Below are 15,137 nucleotides of genomic sequence, written 5' to 3'. Positions count from 1 at the left end.
GGCGAACGAGCCGGGCCCGGGGCAGCCGCGTGTGCTCCCCCGTCCTCAGCCCGCGACGCGGGCCATCCACGCCTCGACGTCGTCCGCCGAGCGGGGCAGGCCGGCCGACAGGTTCTCGTGGCCCCCGGCGGTCACGAGCAGGTCGTCCTCGATCCGGACGCCGATGCCGCGCCACTCCTCGGGCACGGTGAGGTCGTCGGGCTGGAAGTAGAGACCGGGTTCGACGGTGAGCACCATGCCGGGCTCCAGCACGCCGCCGACGTACTCCTCGTGCCGGGCCTGCGCGCAGTCGTGGACGTCCAGGCCGAGCATGTGACCGGTGCCCGCCATGGTGAAGCGGCGCTGGAGCCCGAGCTCGTAGGCGCGCTCGGCCGGGCCCTCGATGAAGCCCCATTCGACCAGCCGGACGGCCAGGTGGCGCTGGGCCGCCTCGTGGAAGTCGCGGTACGCGGCGCCCGGCTTGACGGCGGCCATGCCGGCTTCCTGCGCCTCGTACACGGCGTCGTAGACCTTGCGCTGCAGCGGCGTGAAGGTGCCGCTGATCGGCAGGGTGCGGGTGACGTCGGCGGTGTAGAGGGTGTGCGTCTCCACACCCGCGTCGAACAGGAGGAGCTCGCCCGGGCGCACCGGGCCGTCGTTGTCCGTCCAGTGCATGATCGTGGCGTGGTCACCGGCGGCGCAGATGGTTCCGTAGCCGACGGAGTTGCCCTCCAGGCGTGCGCGGCGCAGGAACGTGCCCTCGATCCACCGCTCGGACGAGGCGACCGCGCCGGACAGCTCGCCGACCGCGTCGGTGAATCCGCGCACGGTGGAGTCCACCGCCTTGCGGAGCTCGCCGATCTCCCACTCGTCCTTGATCAGGCGCAGGTCGCCGAGCGCCTCTTCGAGGTCCGCGTCGCGCCCCTCGTCGGTGCTGAGTGCGTCCTCCAGGGACGGGTCGATACCGCGCACGATCCGGGTCGGTGCGCCGGAGGCGGCCGCCAGGTCGCGCGCCGCCGTGCGGACGTCGCGGCAGGGCAGACCGAGGACGCGCTCGGACTCGGCGAGGGAGCGGCGCCGGCCCATCCACAGCTCCGCCGTGGGACCGGTCCAGAACTCGTCGTTGTCCCGGCTGTCCCGCGGCAGCTGGTAGCAGTAGGCGTCGTGGCCGCCCTCCGCGCGCGGTTCGAGGACGAGGGCACCGTCCCGGGCCTGGTCGCCCGTCATGTGGACGTAGCCCGAGTACGGGCGGAACGGGTAGGTGTCGTCGTTCGACCGGACCTTGAGACCGCCGGAGGGGATCACGAGGCGTTCGCCGGGGAAGCTCGCGGAGAGGGCGGCGCGGCGGCCGGCCGCGTACGGGGCCTGCTCGCCGGGCGGCAGGTCGTGCTGCTCGGTGTCAGCCCAGCCGGTCCGCATGAGGGCGGAGAGTTCCTCGGAGATCCCTGAGTAGAGACCGTTCTTTCGGCCCTTCGCCACGTCGTGCTCCTTCTTCGGGATGGGTTCATGGGGGCGAGGGCAACCGGGGAAGGCCCCGTCCGGCCCTCGCTGCCGGCGGTTCACGGACGGTATCCCGGCGCACACGCGTGTGGCGCCCGGAGCCGCCACTGGCACAGATCGGCCACGAGCCGGGCGGAAACCGTCGATAATGCCGGGTATGACGAACGCGAGACTCGATGAGGCGCTGCGGCTGCTGGGCATCGGTCCGGAGGCGCGCCGGGTCTATCTGGCACTGCTGGAGCTGGCCCCCGCCCCGCTTGCCGCGATCGGCTCCGCGTCCGGTCTGGGGCGTGCGGAACTCGCGACGGCGTACGCGTCGCTGGTCGACGCGGGTCTGGCCAGTGCCGCCGGGGAGGGCGAGGACGTGGTGGCCCCGGTTCCGCCCGCCGCGGGCCTGGAGATCCTGGCCCGGCACCGGGCGGCCGAGGTCGAGGAGTCGCGCCTGGCGGTCGGGGGCGCGTTCGAGTCGTTCCGGCGGCAGCGGCTGGCCGCGTACAACGACCATCTCGTCGAGGTCGTCACGGGGGACGCCGTCGGCCCCAGGACCCGTCAGGCGTGGGCGAGTGCCCGGGCGCAGATCCGGCAGTTCGAGTCGCCTCCGTACATCCCGCTGCCCGGGGCGACGGACGACGCGCTGGCCACGCTCGCCCGCGGAGTGACCCAGCGGGTCGTGTACTCGCGGGAGTCGCTGGAGCATCCGGGCCATCTCAAGGACGTCATCGAACCGTGCATCAAGGCCGGCGAGCAGGCGAGGGTCCTGCCATCGGTGCCGGTCAAGCTCCTGATCATCGACGACGCCTACGCCCTCGTGTCGTTGTCGATCAGGGAGGCCGACGTGCACAACACGACGCTGGTCGTGCAGCCGTGCGGGCTGCTCTCCGCCCTGGTGGCCCTGTTCGAGCAGTCCTGGCAGAACGCCCTGCCGTTCCACGGCCACGCGACCCGGCCGGGCGGTCTGCCACCCGCGGACCGCCGGCTGCTGTGGCTCCTGGCGGGCGGCGCGAGCGACGACGTGATCGCCCGCGAGATGGGGATCAGCCGCCGCACTCTGTTCCGCCGGCTGGCGGTCCTGATGGCCCGGCTCGGTGCCGCGAACCGCTTCCAGATGGCGCTGCAGGCACAGCGCGCCGGGTGGCTGTGACCCGCGGCGGCCGGGGCCGGACTCCCCCTCCCGGGTCCGGCCGCGTCCGCGCGGTCTCAGCGCAGGTCGGCCCGCTGCGGCTGCGGGGTGGGGGCGTCGAGGAAGCCGCCCGACTGGTGCTGCCACAGCTTCGCGTAGGCGCCGTGAGACGCGAGCAGTTCGTGGTGCGTGCCCTGCTCGATGATCCGGCCGCGGTCCAGGACCACGAGCCGGTCCATGGTGGCGACCGTGCTCAGCCGGTGCGCCACCACGAGCGCCGTCCGCCCCTCCATGAGCCGCCACAGCGCCTCCTGGACGAGGATCTCGCTCTCCGAGTCCAGGGCGCTCGTCGCCTCGTCGAGGAGCAGGATCGGCGCGTCGCGCAGGATCGCCCGGGCGAGGGCGACCCGCTGGCGCTGTCCGCCGGACAGCTTCACCCCGCGCTCCCCCACCATCGTGTCGAAGCCCTCGGGCAGCGCGTCGGCGAACTCCGTGACGTGCGCGGCCTTGGCCGCGCGGCGGATGTCGGCGTCGGTGGCGTCGGGCCGGGCGAAGGCGATGTTGTCCCGCAGGGTGCGGTGGAACATCGCCGGGTCCTGCGGCACGTACGCGATCATGCCGCGCACGTCGGCCTGGCGCAGTCTGCTGATGTCCTGGCCCCCGATGAGGATGCGGCCACCGTCGATGTCCGTCATCCGCAGCAGCAGCCGGCTGAGTGTCGTCTTGCCGCCGCCGGACCGGCCGACCAGGCCGATCTTCGTACCGCTGGGCACGGAGAGGTCGAGGGACTCGAAGAGGGGCTGCGCACCGGCATGGGCGAACGTCACCTGCTCGAAGCGGACGTCGGCGGCCCGGGTCAGCAGGGGTTCCGGCGACTCGGGGTCGCGCAGGGCCGGCGGTGTCCGCAGCAGTTCGGTGAACTGGGCGGCCTCCGTCATGGAGCTCTCCAGCCGGCGGTAGATCTGGTTGAACTCGAACATGATCCGGGTCGCGTTCGAGTAGTACATGAAGGCGACGACCACCGCCTCCACACCGTTGCCGCCGCCGCCCAGGGCGACGGCGAGCAACAGGCCCAAGGCGTTGGTCAGTACGGACATCGGCGCGACCAGCGTGTCGATGCGGAGGTTGCCGTAGTCCCAGGAACGCAGGGTGAGACGCCGCGACTCCGCCACGCGGGACCGGTGTTCGGCGGCCTCGCGCTTCTCGGCGGCGAACGCCCGGACCGTGTCCATGTTCATCAGGCTGTCGGCCACGTGGCCGGACACCCGGGCGATGGCCGCCTCACGCCGGCCCACGAGGACCTGACGGCGGCGGATGAGAGGGGCGACGCCCAGCCCCGTCACCGCGATCATCGCCAGCAGTCCGACGACGAGGAGCGGTTCGTAGCGCCAGAGCACCACCGATCCGAACGCCAGTGGCACGAAGCTGCCCACGACGGAGAACGTCAGCGTGTCGACGAAGTCCTCGAAGCGGGAGGCGAAGCTCAGGACCCGCTTGGTGAGCGATCCGGCGAAGTTGTCGTGGAAGAACGAGGAGTCCTTGGCGTACAGCTCGTCCATGCCCGTCACGTACAGGTGCTCGATGGAGTGGGCGGCGAGGCGGTTCAGGAAGTGCAGGCCGACGCGCCAGAACGCCTCGGCGAGGAGGAGCACGCCCGCGAAGCCGAGGACGTAGGGGAGCATCGATGCGATCGAGGTGTCGTGGTCGCCGGCGATGTGCCCGACGAGTTTCGCGACGACGAGCGGCGCGGCGTAGTTGATGCCGATGTTGCCCAGTGCGGGCAGCAGCATCGCGGGGAGCGTCACCCGTTTTCGGCGGGCCAGCTCCCGTCCGTAGTACCGGAGGGCGAGGAGCACGGAGCCCCTGCCCGGAGCTTCGTGCGATTGAGGCGATCCCATATCAACCCTGTGTGGTTGTGCGGCTGCGGGGTGAGCTGCCGGACTCACCGGGCGCGCGGAGGTTCGGTTCGGTCGACTGCCTCGCCCGGCGGTCCCGCGGCACACGGCGCGCGCGATGTGAGAGCCCCGGCGCGGCTCGCGGCGGTGCGTCGGTGGGGGTATGAGGAGGGTCGGGCGAGGTGCCAGTCTCCCGCCCGGCCGCGCGCCGGGTCCACGCGTTTTTCTCGGCCTGACGGCATGTGACTTTTCGGCCAGGGACCGGGCTCCGGGCTGCGCCCCCGGCCTGCGGTCAGGCCCGCCCTACCGTGCCGGCCTGCTCCGATGCCTCGCGCCGCCGCCGCTGTTCGGCGACGTCCGCCACCGGTGAGGCGAGCAGCAGGGTGCGGGTGTAGGGGTGGTCGGGCTCGGAGGTGATCTTCGCCGCGTCGCCGGTCTCGACGATCTCGCCCCGGTGGATCACCGCCACCCGGTGGCTCATGAAGCGGACCACGGACAGGTCGTGGGAGACGAACAGATAGGCGATGCCGGTCTCCTGCTGGATCTCCAGGAGGAGGTCGAGCACCGTGCGCTGGGTGGTGAGGTCGAGTGCGGACACGGGTTCGTCGCAGATGACCAGGCGGGGGCGCAGGGCCAGCGCGCGGGCGATGGCGACGCGTTGGCGCTGGCCGCCGGAGAACTCCCTGGGCAGGCGGCCCGCCGCGTCGGAGGGGAGGTGGACCCGGTCCAGCAGGTCACCGATCCTCGTCCGGGCCTCGCGGGTGCCGGCGCCCTGGCCGATGAGGGGTTCGGCGAGGGTGTCGCCGATGGTGCGGGCGGGGTTCAGTGAGGTGTAGGGGTCCTGGAAGATGACCTGGAGGTCGCGGCTGAGGGCTCGGCGGCGGCGTGCGCCGGCCCGTTCGATGCGTTCGCCGTCGAAGGTGACCGAGCCCGAACGTACGGGGGCGAGGCCGAGGACGGCCCGGCCGATGGTGGACTTGCCGGAGCCGGACTCGCCGACCAGGCCGAGGGTCTCGCCCGGCCGGATGGTGAGGCCGACGCCCTTGAGCACGTCGGTGTCCGGGGTGCGCCATCCCTTGCCGGGGAAGGAGACCCGCAGGTCCCGCACGTCGAGCAGGGCGTCCGGCCGGCCCGCGGTCTCGTGGCTGCTCATGCGGTGACGGTCCTCGCTGCTCGGTGTTGCCAGGGGGCACGGGTGGGGGCGTCGTCGAGTACGGCGTCGAGCAGGGTCCGGGTGTACGGGTCCTGCGGATTGCCGAGGATCTGTTCGGCGGGGCCGGACTCCACGATGCGGCCGGCGCTCATCACGGCCACCCGGTCGCAGATGTCGGCGACGACACCGAGGTTGTGCGTGACCAGGAGCACCCCGAGTCCTCGTTCCTTCTGGAGCCGGCGCAGCAGGCCGAGGACCTCGGCCTGTACGCGTACGTCGAGTGCGGTGGTCGGCTCGTCGGCGATCAGGAGTTCGGGGTCGCAGGACATCGCCCCGGCGATGAGGACGCGCTGGGCCATGCCGCCGGAGATCTCGTGCGGGTGGAGGCGCAGGGTGCGTTCCGGTTCGGGGATCTCCACGAGGCGCAGGAGTTCCAGTGCGCGGGCCGCGGCCTCCTTCCGGGAGAGTCCGAGGTGGTGGCGGATGGGTTCCATGAGCTGGCTGCCGATGGTGAAGGCTGGGTCGAGGTTGCTCATGGGTTCCTGCGGGACGTACGCGACGGTCCTGCCGCGCAGGGCGCGGTGGTCGCGCTCCTTCATCCCGGCCGCCTCTTGGCCGTTGACCGTGATGCTGCCGCGGGTGACGCGGCCGCCCTCGGGCAGGATGCCGAGGACCGAGAAGGCGGTCTGGGTCTTGCCCGAGCCGGACTCGCCCACCAGTCCGACGATTTCGCCGGGGTGGACGTCGAGGTCGACGCCGTGCACGACCTCCTTGTCGGTGCTGCCCGCCTGTGCGTAGGCGACGGCGAGGTCGCGGACGGACAGGAGCGCGGCGCGGGGCGGACCGGGCCGGGCGGGGGCGGCCGGCGCCGTGCGTGCGGCGGTCTCCGTCCGGCGGGCGCGGCGGGCGGACCGCGACGGGCGGGGTGCGTGTTCCTCCAGGGCGTCCCGCACGGCAGCGGCCATCAGGACGAGAGCGCAGTTGGTGAGGCCAAGGGCGAGTCCGGGCCAGAGGATGAGCAGGGGGGCGCGCTGGATGTTCTGGAACGCCTCGTTGAGCATGGCGCCCCAGGTGGCCGTCGATCCGCTGCCGACGCCGAGGAATTCGAGGCCGGCCTGGAGGGCGATGGCGATGCCCGCGACGAGGGCCACCTGGATGACGATGGGGCCGCGGACGACGATGAGTACGTGCCGGGCGACGATGCGGGCGTCGGACAGGCCCGAGACCTTGGCGGCGTCCACGTACAGCTCGCCCCGGACGTTGGCGACGATGCCGCGTACCAGCCGGAAGAAGCTGGGTGCCACCAGCACGCCGAGCACGATCATCAGGACCCGGACGTCGGGTCCCAGGATGGCCCGGGAGGCCAGCAGGACGACCATGGCGGGCAGCGCCATGACGAGGTTGACGGACCAGGTGGCGACGGAGTCGAATCTGCCGCCGTAGTAGCCGGCGAAGAGTCCGGCCGGCACTCCGAGTGCCAGGGCGATGGCGAGGGCGAGCAGGGCGCCGCCCAGGGTGTTGCGCCCGCCGTACAGCACCCGGGACAGGATGTCGCGGCCCGCCGAGTCCATGCCGAGCGGATGCGCGGTGCCCGGGTCGGCGAACGCGTCGGCGAGGGACGAGGCGCCGGGTGCCTGGGGTGCGATCAGGGGTGCCAGGAGGACGGCAAGGACGAGGATCGCGAGGAGGGCGGCGGACACCCCGCCGAGGGGGTTGCGCAGCACCCGTCGCACGATGCCGCCGCGGGTGCGGGTGGGAGCGGCGCCGCTCTTCGAGGGTGTGCCGGCGGCGGCCCCTTGGGCCGTCGTCACCGGGAGGTTCTCGCTCATGCGACCCTCGCCTTGGGGTTGAGCCAGCCGATCAGTACGTCGACCAGGAGGTTGATCAGGACGACGCCGACAACGGTGAGCATGACGAGCGCCATGATCACGGGGATGTCGCCGCGGGTGGTGTAGGTGACGGTCATGCTGCCGATGCCGGGGAGACCGAAGATCTGCTCGACGAGTACCGCGCCGCCCAGCAGTCCCACGAACTGCATGCCCAGCACGGACAACGCGGGCGCGGAGGCGTTGCGGAGCACGTGCTTGAACACGATCCGGGACGCCGGCAGCCCGCGGGCCCGCAGGGTGCGTACGTAGTCCTGCCGGAGCACGTCGATGACGGCGCCCCGCACCTGCTGGGAGACGCCCGCGACGGAGGCCACCGACAGGGACAGGACCGGCAGGGTGACGGTGGACAGCCAGCCGCTGGGCGAATCGGTGAAGCCGATGTAGCCGATGGCGGGGAACCAGCCCAGCCGGACCGCGAAGACCAGCACCAGGACCAGGGTCAGCAGGAACCCCGGGAGGGCGTACCCCACCACGCCCAGTACCTGCACGAACCGGTCGACGGCTCCGCGCCGCACGCCCGCCCACACTCCGAGGAGGAAGGCGAGGGCGGTGGTGACGGCCGTGACGCCGAGCATCAGACTCGCCGTGACCGGCAGCCGGTTGGCGACGGCCCGGCCCACGTCCTCGCTCGTGAACCAGGAGCTGCCGAGGTCGCCCCGGACCGCGTGCGCCAGCCAGCTCCCGTACTGCTGCAGCACCGGACTGTCGAGGCCGAGCGAGGCGTTCTTGGCGTCGACGGCGTCCTGGGCCGCGCTCGCGCCGAGCAGTTGCCGCCCCACGTCGATGTGCGGGACGGACAGGAGCAGATAGGAGAGGAAGGAGATGACGATCAGGAGCACGGCGCCCGAGGCGATCCTGCGGGCGATGAAGTTCAGCATGACACTCGGTATCCGTCGGAGCGGGGCGCTACTTGGCCGGTTCGTAGTTGTAGATGGAGGGGACGGCCATGCCGGACTGCGGGGCGATCTTCACGCTGCCGTCCGAGACGTGGAGGTACGTCATCCGGTAGAAGGGCACGAACCAGGCGTCCCGCACGAGGTGTTCGTCGAGCTCGCGCGCGGCCGTCCGTGCCTCGGCACCGGTTCCGGCCTGGATGCGGGGCAGCAGCTTCTGCGTAGTCGCGTCCGTGGTGCCGAACATGTTGAACGAGCCGGGCGTGACGAGGTCGTCGGCCGCCGCCCAGTCGGAGGCGGGCTGCCCCATGTTCATGACCATTCCGGAGTAGGCCCGGTCCCTGAACACCTTCTGGACGGCGGTGGCACCGTCGAGGGTGTCCCACACCAGCTTCACCCCGATGGCCTTGAGGTCGGACTGGAGAGAGGACGCGAGGGCGTCGTTGACGATCGCCGGTATCCGGGGCAGCTTCAGGGTGAATCCCTTTGCGTACCCGGCCTCCTTGAGCAGCGCGCGGCCCTTGGCAGGGTCGTGGGAGTAGTACGGGTCGAGCTTCTTGTCGTACCCCTGTGTCTCGGGGCCGAAGACCTGCGAGGTGGTCTCGCCGCGCCCCTGGCGGATGCGGTCGAGCATCGTCGCGCGGTCGATGGCGTAGTTGAGCGCCTGCCGCACGCGCGGGTCGCGCAGTGCCGGCGTCAGCTTGCCCGCCCGGTCGAAGAGCAGGAGGCCCTGGAAGTCGACGGCCTGCTTCTGTGTCGTGACCCCGGCGGCGGACTCGATGGCCACCTGCTGGTCGGCCGACTGCAGGAGTGCCGCGTTGACCTGCCGGGTCCTGAGGCCGTTGGTGATCGCGGTCTCGTTGTCGAAGAAGCTCATGGTGATGGTCTTGTACGGGAGCTTCTTGCCCCAGTACTTCTCGTTGCGCTGGTAGGACCACTTCGTGCCGACCGTCGTCCTGGCCTTGTCCAGGCGGTACGGACCCGTGCCGTCGGGCGTCGTCTTGAGGCTGTCGCCCTTCGCGAACTGCTTGGGGTTCGCCATCAGACCGGGCGCGTCGCTCAGGTAGAACTCCAGGGCCGGGTTGGCCTGCCTGAGCTTCAGCGTGATGTGGGCGGCGTCGGTGACATCGACGGCCTCCAGGTCGTTCAGCCATTTCGCGGAGGCTCCGCCGCCCTTCTTGAAGCGCTCCATGTTCGCCTTGACCGCGGCGCCGTCGAAGGCGCTCCCGTCGGCGAACTCGACCCCCTTGCGCAGGGTCAGCGTGAGCTGGGTGCGATCGGTGTTGTACGTCCATCGGGTCGCCAGCATCGGGCTGAAGCTGCCGTCCGGCTCACGCTTGATGAGGGTGTCGTACACCGTCTGGAAGAACGGCAGGGCGCTCCCGGTCGCGACGGCGGGGTCGAGGCTCTGCGGGAGGGTCATCGTCGCGATGTTCAGCGTCGAGGACGCGGCGCCCTCGGCGCCACTGCCGGTGCCTCCGCAGCCCGCGAGGGCGAGAGATGCCGCGACGCAGGCGGCCGCCGTCGCGATTCTGGCAGTTCTGCTCATGTCTTTCACTCCGTCTGGAGAGCCGGGGAATGTCTGCCCCGGGGAAGATTGCGGGTGAGCCTACACACGGAATTAACCACTTGGTAGGTTTTCGTTCGGTGACATCAACCAGCCGGTAGGTTCTGCCGGACGACATCTCGGAGCACGCTGCGAAAGCGCCCTCCACCTGGGGGTTCCGTCGTCCGGCGGGGCCGTGGCGCGGCCCCGTGCGACACCCGGGCGGCAGATGCGCGACACTGCCCGGCAACGACCGACTGCCGCTGGAGGCCGCCGAAGTGAACGACCATGAGCCGGGCGCCCCGCACCGCCCGTCGAAGGGCGAGCGCACCCGTGCCCGGATCCTCGGCTCGGCGACCGAACTCTTCGCCCGCTCCGGCTTCCACGCGGTCTCGCTGCGGGACATCGCCGCGCACGCCGGACTCACGCACGCCGGCCTGCTGCATCACTTCCCGGGCAAGGAGGCGCTCCTGCTGGAGGTGCTGAGCCTGCGGGACGAGCTCGACGCACAGCTGCTCTTCCCCGGCATCCTCCGGCCGGACGCCCCGGAGCCGGAGCCGGCGGAGCGGCTGCACCGCCTGGTCGAGGTCGTCGTCCGCAATGCCGGGACACCGGGCCTCGTCGCCCTGTACGCGAAGCTGGCGGCGGAGGCCTCCGATCCGGAACACCCCGCCCACCAGTACTTCGTGAAGCGCTATCGCATTCTGCGCCGCGAGATGACCGAGCTCCTGGAGGTGCTGTTCGATGCGGCCGGACCGCAGGTCACGGGTGACCCGGCGGCCGTGGCCCAGCAGTGGCTCGCCCTGATGGACGGGCTCCAGACGCAGTGGCTGCTGGAACCGGACACCGTCGACATGGCGGAGCAGGTCCGCGCCTTCCTCCGGATGCACGGGCTGCGCCCGGAGCGCGTGGACGCCGCGAGCGGCGTCAGTGATTGAGGGTGGCAAGCACCGCATCGGCCATGCTCCTGTGTCCGGTCGCGTTGGGGTGGAATCCCGCACCTTCGGCGGAGTCCGCCGGCTCGATCCAGCGCTCGCCGGCCGCCCGGCAGGCGTCGTGCCCGACGGACGGCCCGTAGGTGTCGACGTAGTCGGCGTCGTAGACATGGGCCTGCTGGGCGAGCATCGCGTTGAGGTGTTTCTCCTCGTCCCGGACCCAGCCGAAGTCACCCGTCGCCAGCGGGATCGTCGCGCGGCAGGACGAGCCGTCGTCCGGCAGCAGTGAGGGATAGCCGACGAGCAGGACGCGGGCCTGCGGCGAGCGGGTGTGGATCTCGTTCAGGACCGCGTCGATCCTCGGCGCCGTCGCGTTGATCCGGGAGCCGATCTCGTCCGTGCCGAGCAGGGTGAAGCTGTGCTTGCAGGGTGAGCCGTAGGGCGCCAGGTAGCCCACGAGTACGCAGCGGGTGATGACACCGGTCAGGTCGAGGTCGTTTCCGCCGACCCCCAGGGTGACCAGGGTGGTGTCGGGGCGCAGGGCATCGAGCTGGGGCGGCGCCGAATCCTGCCGGCCGGCCATGTGCGTGGTGTCGGCCCCGGCACACGTCACGTCGGTGAAGTCCTCGGCACCGACCGCGCTCGCGACGAGCGAGGGGTAGTTCCGGCCTGAGCGGCCGCAGAGCGTATCGGTCTGCGGCCCAATCCCCGGTCCGGAGCTGTACGAGTCGCCGAGCGCCACATAGCGCTCCCCCCGCGCGGCCCGCTCCCCGGCCGGTGCCGCGGCACCGGGGGCCGCCGCGCCGATCAGCAGGGCCGCGGTGGCGGCCGCGGTCAGGGCCAGGCGCGGCGCACGGGAGGAGGGGCCCGCCGGTCGCGGGAACGGGGCCGGCGGGACCGCTTCCCGGTGCGCAGGCATGGATGACCGACCGGAGACCGACATGACCGTTCCTCGATTCGTGGCAGTGCGGAGCGGAGCGGATGGGGCGGGCGGCGGAAGCGAACACATCGGAGCGGGCCGCCCGAGCACGAAAACCGTACGGTGATCGGTTTCTAGCCGTCAAGGGTCCCGCCGAAAAGAAATCCGGGGAGCCGGAGGCCCCCGGAGTCCCGCCGGCGCGACCCCTTGACACCAAAAACCGATCACCATACGTTTTTGGGTCGCATGCCGTCTTGCCCCGATTCGCGGCATCAGGCCGCCATGGCGGTCCGCGCCACGGACCGACCCGCCCCCTGAACCCCTGGATCCGCAGATCCGCGGTCCCGCCCCACGAAAGCCTGATAGGTACGCCCTATGCCTCAGCAGAACCCGTCCCACCCGTCGCCCGCCGCCACCCTCTCCCTCGCCGAGAAGGCCGCACTGACCAGCGGTGCGGGGGACTTCGTCACCGAGGAGTCGGTGGCGGCCGCTGTTCCCGCCGTCCTGCTCTCCGACGGGCCGCACGGCCTTCGGCTGCCCAAGGAGAGCGGTGACGGCGGCCAGCTCGATCTGCACAGCGCCGCCCCCGCGACCTGCTTCCCGCCCGCCGTCGCCCTCGGCAGCAGCTGGAACCCGGAGCTCGCCGAACAGGTCGCCGCCGCGATCGCGGCCGAGGCCGCGGCGCACGGCGTGGGCGTCGTGCTCGGCCCCGGCATCAACATCAAGCGCTCGCCCCTGTGCGGACGCAACTTCGAGTACTTCTCCGAGGACCCGCTCGTCTCGTCCGAACTCGGCGGCGCCATGGTGCGCGGACTGCAGAACGCCGGGGTGGGAGCGGCCCTCAAGCACTACGCGGCCAACAACCAGGAGACGGACCGGATGCGGGTCAGCGCCGATATCGACGAGCGCCCGCTCCGGGAGATCTACCTCCGCGCCTTCGAGCGCGTCGTCCGCCGCGACCGCCCCTGGTCGGTGATGGCCTCCTACAACGGGGTCAACGGCGTGCCCGTGTCGGAGAACGCCCGCCTGCTGACCGGCATTCTGCGCGGCGAGTGGGGATTCGACGGGGTCGTCATGTCCGACTGGGGCGCGGTACGCGACCGGGTGGCCGCACTGCGTGCCGGACTCGACCTCCAGATGCCCGGCACCGGCGGACGGACGGACCGAGAGGTGATCGCGGCCGTCGAGTCGGGCGCGCTGGACGAGGCTGTCCTCGACCTGGGCGTCGAGCGGCTCGCCCGTTTCGCCCGTCGCACGACGGACCCTGTCGGCTCTCCCGGGGAGATCGACGTGGCCGGGCATCACGACATCGCCGGCCGGGCGGCCGAGCAGTGCGTCGTGCTCCTGAAGAACGAACCGGCGCTGCTCCCGCTGGATCCGGCCGGCGGCAGCGTGGCCGTCATCGGTGAACTCGCCCGCACCCCGCGGTTCCAGGGAGCCGGCAGCTCGCAGGTGACCCCGACCCGGCTCGACGTGCCCCTGGACAGCCTGCGCGCACTGGCCACCGGCGCCGAGGTGCGCTTCGCCGCCGGCTACGCCCTGCCCGGCGCCGCAACCGAGCCCTCCGCGGCCGCCCCCGACGGCTCCGGCTCCTCGCTGCTGGACGACGCCGTGCGGCTGGCGGCGGAGAGCGAGACGGTGGTCCTGTTCCTGGGACTGCCGGCGCAGGACGAGTCGGAGGGCTTCGACCGCGACCACATCGACCTTCCCGCCGTCCAGACCGAACTGCTGGAACGCGTGCTTGCAGTCAACTCCCGTGTCGTGGTGGTCCTTTCCAACGGCGGAGTGGTCCGCACGGCTCCGTGGCAGGAGCGGGTGCCCGCCCTGGTCGAGGGCTGGCTGCTCGGACAGGCGGGAGGCGGTGCACTGGCACGCGTGCTGTTCGGGTCGGTCAACCCGTCCGGCAAGCTCGCCGAGACGATTCCGCTGCGGCTGGAGGACTCCCCCAGCCACCCCTCGTTCCCGGGCGAGGAGGGCAGGTCCCGGTACGGCGAGGGGATCTTCGTGGGGTACCGCGGCTTCGACGCCCGCCGCGGCGAGGTCGCGTTCCCCTTCGGTCACGGCCTGTCCTACACGACGTTCGGCTACGACGGCATGCGCGTGGACGAGGACGAGGGAGTGTTCCGGGTCGCGCTGACCGTCACCAACACCGGCTCCCGGGCGGGCCGCGAGGTCGTCCAGATCTACGGCAGCGGCCCCGCGGACTCGCGCGTACGGCGTCCCGTGCGTGAACTGCGGGGATTCGTCTCACTGTTCCTCGAACCCGGCGAGAGCCGCGAGGCGGTCGTGGAGGTGACACGGCACGATCTGGCGTACTTCAGTGAGCGGGAGGACGGCTGGAAGGTCGAAGGCGGCCGGTACGGCTTCGAGGCCGGCGCCTCCTCGCGCGACATCCGCGCCCGGGTCGAGGTGACCGTCGCCGGCGATCCGTCGGGCATCCGCCTCACCGGACGCAACACCCTCGCGGAGTGGCTCGAACACCCGGTGGGCGGGCCGCTGCTGGCCGAACGGTTCGCCCGGGCCCGGGCGGACGCGTCCCAGAAGGGACAGGGCGCACTGGCGGATCCGGTGATGCGGCGCTTCCTCGCCGGTGTGCCGCTCGATGTCATCTGCGAGTTCCCGCAGAGCCCCGTACCGCCGGAGAGCCTGGGCGAACTCGCCGACGCGGTCGAGGCCCGCACGGCCGAGGTCGAACGGGAAGGTCGAGGGGCCTGACACGACCGGGGAGCGGGCGGGTGGCGGCCTGGGGAGGCGGTGCGGGAGGCATTCGCGCGGGGCTGGGGCGAACGACCCCCGTGCGGCGCAACTGGCCGTCCATCACCACGGACGGCCGGTGGTGGACCTGGCGTCCGCCGGAACCTCGCCGGCCGGTCCGCCTCCGGTCCGTTCCGCGTCAGCCGGAGCCGGCCGGACGGTGTCCGGCCGGTCCGGCCGCCTCCGCCTCCGCCGGCCGGTCCGTCCGGCCCGGCTCCGTACGGGACGGACTCGGTCGGTGTGCTGATGTCGGCCACCAGGGGTCTCGTCGCCGTCTGCGCGCATCTGCTGAGCCAGCGCGGCCTGCTGGACCTGGACGCGCCCGTGGCCCGCTACTGGCCGGAGTCCGCCGCTGCGGGAAAGGGCGGAACGACGGTGGCCGATCTCCTCACCCACCGGGCGGGGCTGCCCGCCTTCACCGCCGACGCTGCGGGTGTCGGGCTGCCCGGGCTCCTCGACCGGGAGGGCGTGGTCGCGGAGCCGGCGGCGATGCGGCCGCTGTGGGAACCCGGCTCCGCGTTCCTCTGCCACGCCCACGGACTGGACCGGTGCGG

At 71.9% G+C, this 15,137-nt stretch carries 10 protein-coding genes and 1 pseudogene; 4 read left to right on the top strand and 7 right to left on the bottom strand.

The window, feature by feature from the left end; genetic code table 11:
* Window positions 1–45: 45 nt before the first annotated feature.
* Window positions 46–1,458, bottom strand: a complete 1,413-nt coding sequence (locus OG408_RS37435) for an aminopeptidase P family protein (protein WP_326673962.1) — start codon at window positions 1,456–1,458, stop codon at window positions 46–48.
* 178 nt (window positions 1,459–1,636) lie between these two features.
* Here OG408_RS37435 and OG408_RS37430 point away from each other — a divergent pair, with 178 nt between their 5' ends.
* Window positions 1,637–2,620, top strand: coding sequence for a LuxR family transcriptional regulator (locus tag OG408_RS37430; RefSeq protein WP_285564501.1), 984 nt, complete (start codon window positions 1,637–1,639; stop codon window positions 2,618–2,620).
* A gap of 56 nt (window positions 2,621–2,676) precedes the next feature.
* Here OG408_RS37430 and OG408_RS37425 read toward each other — a convergent pair whose 3' ends face one another.
* From OG408_RS37425 to OG408_RS37405, 5 genes are all read right to left on the bottom strand, one after another.
* Window positions 2,677–4,497 (bottom strand): ABC transporter ATP-binding protein, encoded by a 1,821-nt coding sequence (locus tag OG408_RS37425; RefSeq protein WP_285564502.1) that lies wholly within the window; start codon window positions 4,495–4,497, stop codon window positions 2,677–2,679.
* A 289-nt stretch (window positions 4,498–4,786) separates the two neighbouring features.
* On the bottom strand, window positions 4,787–5,647 hold the full coding sequence (locus tag OG408_RS37420; RefSeq protein WP_326673961.1) for an ATP-binding cassette domain-containing protein: 861 nt from the start codon (window positions 5,645–5,647) through the stop codon (window positions 4,787–4,789).
* Window positions 5,644–7,476 carry a dipeptide/oligopeptide/nickel ABC transporter permease/ATP-binding protein gene (locus tag OG408_RS37415; protein ID WP_326673960.1) on the bottom strand — a complete coding sequence of 611 codons (1,833 nt, stop codon included), beginning with the start codon at window positions 7,474–7,476 and terminating at the stop codon, window positions 5,644–5,646. The genes OG408_RS37420 and OG408_RS37415 overlap by 4 nt, the downstream gene beginning before the upstream one ends.
* Window positions 7,473–8,414 (bottom strand): ABC transporter permease, encoded by a 942-nt coding sequence (locus OG408_RS37410; RefSeq protein WP_326673959.1) that lies wholly within the window; start codon window positions 8,412–8,414, stop codon window positions 7,473–7,475. The genes OG408_RS37415 and OG408_RS37410 overlap by 4 nt, the downstream gene beginning before the upstream one ends.
* A 28-nt stretch (window positions 8,415–8,442) precedes the next feature.
* Entirely contained in the window at window positions 8,443–9,978 is a 1,536-nt protein-coding gene (locus OG408_RS37405; RefSeq protein ID WP_326673957.1) for an ABC transporter substrate-binding protein, read from the bottom strand.
* A gap of 275 nt (window positions 9,979–10,253) precedes the next feature.
* On the opposite strand from OG408_RS37405, the gene OG408_RS37400 reads away from it, so the two are divergent.
* A complete protein-coding gene (locus tag OG408_RS37400; RefSeq protein ID WP_326673955.1) occupies window positions 10,254–10,913 on the top strand; it encodes a TetR/AcrR family transcriptional regulator in 660 nt (219 codons plus the stop codon).
* Here OG408_RS37400 and OG408_RS37395 read toward each other — a convergent pair.
* Window positions 10,903–11,853 (bottom strand): SGNH/GDSL hydrolase family protein, encoded by a 951-nt coding sequence (locus OG408_RS37395; RefSeq protein ID WP_326673954.1) that lies wholly within the window; start codon window positions 11,851–11,853, stop codon window positions 10,903–10,905. The genes OG408_RS37400 and OG408_RS37395 overlap by 11 nt on opposite strands.
* Window positions 11,854–12,204: 351 nt before the next feature.
* On the opposite strand from OG408_RS37395, the gene OG408_RS37390 reads away from it, so the two are divergent.
* Both OG408_RS37390 and OG408_RS40240 read left to right on the top strand, forming a co-directional pair.
* Window positions 12,205–14,544 (top strand): glycoside hydrolase family 3 C-terminal domain-containing protein, encoded by a 2,340-nt coding sequence (locus tag OG408_RS37390; RefSeq protein WP_326673952.1) that lies wholly within the window; start codon window positions 12,205–12,207, stop codon window positions 14,542–14,544.
* A gap of 39 nt (window positions 14,545–14,583) precedes the next feature.
* Window positions 14,584–15,093 (top strand): annotated as a pseudogene (locus tag OG408_RS40240) (serine hydrolase domain-containing protein); the annotation flags it as partial.
* Window positions 15,094–15,137 lie beyond the last annotated feature (44 nt).

This window comes from Streptomyces sp. NBC_01257 (assembly GCF_035917255.1).
In the GTDB taxonomy this organism is placed as follows: domain Bacteria; phylum Actinomycetota; class Actinomycetes; order Streptomycetales; family Streptomycetaceae; genus Streptomyces.
The sequence above is the reverse complement of the archived record's forward strand: the minus strand, read 5'-3'. Positions and strand labels throughout refer to the sequence as shown.

Bases quoted from the DNA above. Each gene is read 5' to 3' on its own strand.
- OG408_RS37430 (WP_285564501.1), top strand. From the start codon at position 1,637: ATGACGAACGCGAGACTCGATGAGGCGCTGCGGCTGCTGGGCATCGGT.
- OG408_RS37425 (WP_285564502.1), bottom strand. From the start codon at position 4,497: ATGGGATCGCCTCAATCGCACGAAGCTCCGGGCAGGGGCTCCGTGCTC.
- OG408_RS37420 (WP_326673961.1), bottom strand. From the start codon at position 5,647: ATGAGCAGCCACGAGACCGCGGGCCGGCCGGACGCCCTGCTCGACGTG.
- OG408_RS37415 (WP_326673960.1), bottom strand. From the start codon at position 7,476: ATGAGCGAGAACCTCCCGGTGACGACGGCCCAAGGGGCCGCCGCCGGC.
- OG408_RS37410 (WP_326673959.1), bottom strand. From the start codon at position 8,414: ATGCTGAACTTCATCGCCCGCAGGATCGCCTCGGGCGCCGTGCTCCTG.
- OG408_RS37405 (WP_326673957.1), bottom strand. From the start codon at position 9,978: ATGAGCAGAACTGCCAGAATCGCGACGGCGGCCGCCTGCGTCGCGGCA.
- OG408_RS37395 (WP_326673954.1), bottom strand. From the start codon at position 11,853: ATGTCGGTCTCCGGTCGGTCATCCATGCCTGCGCACCGGGAAGCGGTC.
- OG408_RS37390 (WP_326673952.1), top strand. From the start codon at position 12,205: ATGCCTCAGCAGAACCCGTCCCACCCGTCGCCCGCCGCCACCCTCTCC.